Consider the following 6625-nt stretch of genomic DNA (forward strand, 5'->3'; position numbering starts at 1 on the left):
AAATAGAACATGATTTCTGAAAAAATGAAATAGAGAATTGGAGTGTAGCGGGAATTTTTCTGGATTTCTGAACAACTGTCGGCGACGGCAATAGCCGAGAGTGTCATGCCGCGGCCGGTGGGCACGTCACGACGCGCGTTGCGCGCCGTGCCTTTGCCCACCCTACGCGACCTTCATGCCGAGCCGTAGGGTGGGCAAAGGCGTCTCGGGCGATGCGAAGCATCGTCCGAGACGACGTGCCCACCGCCTTCACTCGCCGAACGAGCCATCGATCCGCTTCACGTCCCCTCCCCGATCGTGCGCAAGCCAGCCGTGCTCGACGAAGCGGTGGAAGCTACTGTGCGGCCAGTCCGCAACCCGGGACACATGACCATGTTTGACGGGATTGAAATGGATATAGTCGATATGACGTTCGAGATCCGCCTGATTACGGATGGCATGCTCCCAATAGCGGCGTTGCCAGATGCCCTTCTCGCGTTTTGCGGACAGACTGGACGATTGCGTGTGAGGCTTCAGGCCACGCGAGAAGCCGCTCTTGATCATGCTCCAGCGGATTGGATAGTTGCTGTCGTTGTCCGGCAACGCCCAGATGACGTGAAGGTGATCCGGCAATATGCAGATCGCGATCGTTTCGAACGGGCGGCGCTCGCGCGCGACGCGATAACAGGCGCGGAAGCGGTCGATCTGCTCGATGAGCAAACGACTCGAGCGGTTTTCCAGGACCACTGTGAAGAAGAACATGCCGCCTTTGATGGATGCTCTGCGGTAGTTCGGCATGATCAGCTCCATCGCGCCCGCGGCCGGTGGGCACGTCACGGCGCTTGACGCGCCGTGCCTTTGCCCACCCTACGGATATTAATAATGAGCCGTAGGGTGGGCAAAGATGCTCCGTGCGATGCGAAGCATCGTACGGAGCGGCGTGCCCACCGTCTCACCATAAACCCCTCAATGAAAATCCCGCGACCGCGGCAGGATGCGGACGTTGCGGGGGTGGCCCACGCGCTGGGAGGGATTGTCGGGGTGATCTCTTCGGTCGTCGTTGAGGGGCTCGGCGGGCGTGGCGCCGTGCGGGATGGCGCCGAGGCGATCGTCGGACAACAGCGCGAGATCGGCGGTGCGGTCGATGAGGCGCTCGGCGACGAGATGGACGACCTTCTCGGGACTGCTCTGGATGCGGCCTTCGACCAGCACGAGGCGCGCGCCCATCACCTCCTTGCGGAAGGTCTCCATCACCTTCGGCCACACCACGATGTTGGCGATCCCGGTCTCGTCCTCCAGGGTCATGAACACGACGCCCTTGGCGCTGCCCGGCCGCTGCCGCACCAGCACCACGCCGGCGCAGCGGATGCGGCGGCGGTCGTTGGCGTCGTTGACGTCGCGGCAGGCCAGCACGCCCTCGGCGGCGAAGCGCCGGCGCAGGAACTCCATGGGATGGCCCTTCAGCGACAAACGGATGGTCTGATAGTCCGCAACGACGTGCTCCGGCAGCGGCATCTCCGGCAGCGGCCGCGCGCCCTCGTCCGGCTGCTCGCGGGCGATCGCGGCCTCGAACAGCGGCAGCGGCACGTCGTCGGGCAGCCGGCGCACGGCCCACAGCGCGGCGCGGCGGTCGAGCCCGAGCGAGCGGAACGCGTCGGCATCAGCGAGTAGCAGCAGCGCGCGCTTGGGCAGCGCGGTGTCGCGGGCGAAGTCCTCCAGCGAGGTGAACGGACGGCGCTCGCGCGCGCGGATGATGCGGTCGGCCCAGTCGTCCTCGCGGTCGGTGTTCGAGAGCAACATGTGAGTTTGTTGTTCGTTGTCATTCCTGGCTAACGCATTTGCGTCGTGCTCTCCAAATGCATCAAGCGTTTGCGAGTGAGAAACGGCTCCCTCCGCGCCGTCATTCCGGGATGCGCCCTCTTGGGCGCAGGCCCGGAATCCATAACCACGATCCGGGGTTATGGATTCCGGGCTCGCGCTCCGCGCGCCCCGGAATGACACCGAGGGGATGGCTGGCAAGGAATGTGAGGAAACCACCCTCGCCTCCCTCCGCACCGCCTCCGACAACTTCTTGATCCGCTCCTCGTCGCGGTCGATCCAGCGGAAGCCGTCGATCTGGCGGAAGCCGAGGCGGACGGCGCAGTATTTTCCGTCGGTCTCCTCCAGCGTGTTGTCGGCGAAGCTGTGGGAGACATCGATGTTGCGGATCTCGACGCCGTTCTTGCGAGCGTCGCCGACGATCTGGGCCGGCGCATAGAAGCCCATCGGCTGCGAGTTCAAGAGCGCGCAGCAGAACGCATCGGGGTGGAAGCATTTCAGCCAGGACGAGACATAGACCAGCTGCGCGAAGCTCGCGGCATGGCTTTCCGGGAAGCCGTAGGAGCCGAATCCCTTGATCTGGTCGAAGCAGCTCTTGGCGAAAGCCGGATCGTAGCCGCGCGCGATCATGCTGCTCACCATCTTCTCCTCATAGGAGCCGATGGTTCCGACATTACGGAACGTCGCCATCGCGCGGCGCAGGCCATTGGCCTCCTCCGGCGAGAATTTTGCGGCCTCGATCGCGATCCGCATCGCCTGCTCCTGGAACAGCGGCACGCCGAGTGTCTTGTGTAGCACCTTGTAAAGCTCGTCCTCCGGGCCATGATCCGACGATGGCGAGGGGTAAGTGACCTTCTCAAGCTTGTTTCGCCGGCGCAAATACGGATGCACCATGTCGCCCTGGATCGGTCCGGGCCGGACGATCGCGACCTCGATGACGAGATCGTAGAACTCGCGCGGCTTGAGCCTCGGCAGCATGTTCATCTGCGCCCGGCTCTCGACCTGGAACACGCCGAGCGACTCGCCCTTGCACAGCATGTCGTAGACTTTGGGATCTTCGCGCGGCACCGAGGCCAGATCGTAGTGGACCTGCTTGTGCCGCTCGATCAGATCAAAGCTCTTGCGGATGCAGGTCAGCATGCCCAGCGCGAGCACGTCGACCTTCATCATCGAGAGCGCGTCGACATCGTCCTTGTCCCATTCGATGAAGGTGCGGTCGTCCATCGCGGCGTTGCCGATCGGCACGTAGCTGTCGAGCCGGTCCTGGGTCAGCACGTAGCCGCCGACATGCTGCGACAGATGGCGCGGAAAGGTGATCAGCTCCGAGGCCAGTTCGACCGCGCGGCGGATCATCGGATTATGAGGATCGAGCCCGGCCTGGCGCACCTGCATGTCCGAGAGGCCGTCGCCCCAGCTGCCCCATACGGTGTCGGCGAGCACCGAGGTGACGTCCTCGGTCAGGCCGAGCGCCTTGCCGACGTCGCGAATGGCGCTGCGCGGGCGATAATGGATGACGGTGGCGATGATGGCGGCGCGGTGGCGGCCGTAGCGGCGATAGACATATTGCATCACCTCCTCGCGCCGCGAATGCTCGAAATCGACGTCGATATCCGGCGGCTCCAGCCGCTCCTTGGAGATGAAGCGCTCGAACAGCAGGTCGATCTTGGTCGGATCGACCGAGGTGATGCCGAGCACGTAGCAGACGGCGGAATTGGCTGCGGAGCCGCGGCCCTGGCACAGGATGCCCTGACTGCGCGCATAACGGACGATGTCGTGGACAGTGAGGAAATAATGCGCGTAGTTGAGCTCGGCGATCAGCGCCAGCTCCTTGTTGAGGACGGCGCGCAGCCTGTCATCGAGATGATCGCCGAAACAGGTCTTGGCGCCGGCCCAGGTCAGATCCGCCAGATGCCCCTGCGCGGTCTTGCCGGGCGGCACCGGCTCGTCGGGATATTGATATTTGAGCTGGTCGAGCGAGAAGACGATGCGGTCGGTGAAGCGGAGCGTCTCGGTGATCGCGTCCGGGTGATCGCGGAACAGCCGCGCCATCTCGTGTCCCGGCTTGAGGTGGCGCTCGGCATTGGCCTGCAGTCTTCGGCCGATGCTCTCGATCGTGGCCTTCTCGCGGATGCAGGTCAGCACGTCCTGCAGCATGCGCTGCTGCGGATGGTGATACAGCACATCGTTGGTGGCGATCAGCGGCACCTTGGCTGATGCCGCCAGGCGCGCCAGCCTCGCCAGCCGGCGGCGGTCGTCGCCGCGATACAGCAGGCTGCCGGCAAGCCACACGCCTTCGGCGGCGCTGTGCTTCAGCCGCGCCAGGATGTTGCCGAGCGCGTCCTCGTCGAAACGATGCGGCGGCATCAGCACCAGGAGCTGGCCGTCAATGAAGTCGAACAGATCCTCGAACGTCAGGCGGCAGTCGCCCTTGGCGACCTTGTCCAGATCGCTGCCGCGCTTGCCGTGGGTGAGCAGCTGGCACAGCCGGCCATACGCCGCGCGATCGCGCGGATAGACCAGGATATCCGGCGTGCCGCAGGTGAACACCAGCCGCGCGCCGTAAAGCAGTTTCGGTTTGTAGCTCAGCCGGTCGTTGTTCAGCTCGCTATAGGCACGCACGATGCCGGCGAGCGTGTTGTGATCGGCGATGCCGATGGCCGTGAGGCCATATTCGGCGGCCTGGTGCACATAATCCTGCGGATGCGAGCCGCCGTGCAGGAAGGAGAAATTGGTGGTGACGCCGATCTCGGCGTAGGGAATCGAAGTCATGGCGGGGCTGCTCGGAAGAGGCAGTACGCCAGCCACCGTCCTTCGAGACGCACGCCTCCGGCGTGCTCCTCAGGACGAGGTCTGAGTGTAAGGCGATATCTCAACCCCTCATGGTGAGGAGCGCCGCTTGCGGCGCGTCTCGAACCATGAGGCCCCGAAGCGGTCATCACCGAATACACATTCTTTCCTGCCCTCATGCGAACAGCCCGTGCATGTACCAGGCGGGCTGCACCGGCAAACCATTCTCCGGCTGCTCAAGCTCGCGGTCGTACAGGCCGTCGCGATACAGCCAGAAGCGGAGGCCGTGCTCGTCCTCGACGCGGAAATAGTCGCGGGTCAGGCCCTGCCCGTCCGGGCGCCACCATTCCATGGCGATGCGCTCGGGGCCTTCGGCGCGCACCACGGCATGCGCGGCGCGGCGCCAGACGAAGCGCGCGGGCGGGCCGTCGGGAACCCCGGCGATGACTTGAATCGCCTCGGGGCGCGCGAACAGCCTTAAGGGACGCAGCGGCGGCTCGCCGTCATGGCGTTCGGGCCAGGCGGCAGTGCTGGTGGCCGCGAGATGGTGCTGCGCCGGCAATGCCATCGCGGCGCGCTCGGGGACGTGGGTGTCGACCGGCAGATGCACGACGACGCGCTTGCCGCCGATGCGCGCGGCGATGCGGTCGATCAGCGCCGACAGTTCGTCATTGTCGTGAACATGCGCGTCGAGGTCGCGCTGCTGCTGCACCACGATTTCGCTGCGGCCGGCCGCGAGGCGGATCATGTCGAAGCCGAAGCCGGGATCGAGCGGATCGCTCAGCGCCTCCAGACGCTCGCGGAACAGCCGGTCGATCACGGCGGCGTCCGTCACCGGCTGGCCGGTGTCGACGGCGATGACGCGCACCAGTCCGTCAGTGCGGAAGAAGCAGGCCTCCAGCCGCCGCGCGCCCTTGCCCTGCTGCACCATGGCCGCCATCAGCATCGTGGCGAGGCTGGAGAGGCTCGCCGCGATCACGGTGTCGGTCGCAATCGGCTCGGCAAAGCGCTTCTCGACGATGTAGTCCGGCGGCACTTTTCGCGGGCTGATCGGCGCATCCGCCTCGCCCAGCGCCTGCGCCAGCACGCGGGTGAAGGCGGCGCCGAACCGGGCGGTGATCTCGTTGCGGCCGCGCGACGCGACGTCGCCGATGGTCTTGAGGCCGGCGCGGCGCAGGCCGAGCGTGATGGCCTCGCTGCCGCCGAGCGCGGCCACCGGCAGGGCCGAGACCGCCGCCGCCTCCTCGCCATCCGGCACGATGCGGCCATGCACCTGCCGGTTCAGCGTGCGCGCACAGACCGCATTGGAGGCGATCGCCGCCGATACGGTGAGGCCATGGGCGGTCAGCGCATCGCACACCGACTGCATCAGCTTCGTCTCGCCGCCGAACAGATGCACGCAGCCGGTGATGTCGAGCGCCAGCCCGTGCGGCGGATCGAGCGCCACCAGCGGCGTGAAGCGGTCGCACCAGTCAGCGATGCTCTCCAGCAGCCTGGCGTCGGCCGCGAGGTCGGCCTCGTGCGCGACGAGGTCGGGACAGACCGCGCGGGCATTCGCCAGGGGCTGGCCGAGCGACACGCCGTGACGCGCGGCCGCCTCGTCCAGCGAATGGATCAGCAGCGCATTGGCGTCCTTGATGACGACGACCTGCGGCTTGCCTTGCTCAAGCGGATCGGCGACGCGGCTCCGCTTGATGCGCTCGATGGGCAGGCGCGGCAGCCACAGGCTGAGGATCCGCCGCCGGTTCGCTGAAACGGCACGCATCGGGCATCCACTCCATGATCCATCGTCCGGTCTGGCCGTGACGGTTGCGAATGAGCTCGGCGTCGAGACGCGGCGCGCCCCACGCCATCCATGGCGCAGCGGGCGGCGACGGCGCGGTGCGCACCCTCCAGCGCGTCTCCGCGGTCGAGGGCTCGGGGTCGGCGGCGACGCGCAGCAGCAGCGCGGTCACGCCGGAGTCCTGCGCCGCCAGGGTCAGCTTGCGGCTGGCCACGAGATCGAGCTTCTGCGTCTCGCCCCACACCTCCAGCATCACAC

General features: G+C 66.2%; 3 protein-coding genes and 1 pseudogene. All 4 read right to left on the minus strand.

Annotated features, from left to right (window positions below):
* Nucleotides 1-249: 249 nt before the first annotated feature.
* Nucleotides 250-777, minus strand: coding sequence for an REP-associated tyrosine transposase (locus BRAS3809_RS24940; protein WP_502685680.1), 528 nt, complete (start codon nucleotides 775-777; stop codon nucleotides 250-252).
* 168 nt (nucleotides 778-945) lie between these two features.
* Nucleotides 946-4566, minus strand: a complete 3621-nt coding sequence (locus BRAS3809_RS24945; protein WP_008964803.1) for an error-prone DNA polymerase — start codon at nucleotides 4564-4566, stop codon at nucleotides 946-948.
* Nucleotides 4567-4759: 193 nt separating this feature from the next.
* On the minus strand, nucleotides 4760-6349 hold the full coding sequence (locus BRAS3809_RS24950) for a Y-family DNA polymerase (RefSeq protein ID WP_008964804.1): 1590 nt from the start codon (nucleotides 6347-6349) through the stop codon (nucleotides 4760-4762).
* Nucleotides 6249-6625, minus strand: a pseudogene (locus tag BRAS3809_RS24955) (DNA repair protein); the annotation flags it as partial. The pseudogene BRAS3809_RS24955 and the gene BRAS3809_RS24950, both read right to left, overlap by 101 nt.

Origin of the sequence: Bradyrhizobium sp. STM 3809 (genome assembly GCF_000239795.1) — a bacterium.
In the GTDB taxonomy this organism is placed as follows: domain Bacteria; phylum Pseudomonadota; class Alphaproteobacteria; order Rhizobiales; family Xanthobacteraceae; genus Bradyrhizobium.

Excerpts from the sequence above, each read along its gene's own strand:
- BRAS3809_RS24940 (WP_502685680.1), bottom strand. The coding sequence starts at position 777 with ATGCCGAACTACCGCAGAGCATCCATCAAAGGCGGCATGTTCTTCTTC.
- BRAS3809_RS24945 (WP_008964803.1), bottom strand. The coding sequence starts at position 4,566 with ATGACTTCGATTCCCTACGCCGAGATCGGCGTCACCACCAATTTCTCC.
- BRAS3809_RS24950 (WP_008964804.1), bottom strand. The coding sequence starts at position 6,349 with ATGCGTGCCGTTTCAGCGAACCGGCGGCGGATCCTCAGCCTGTGGCTG.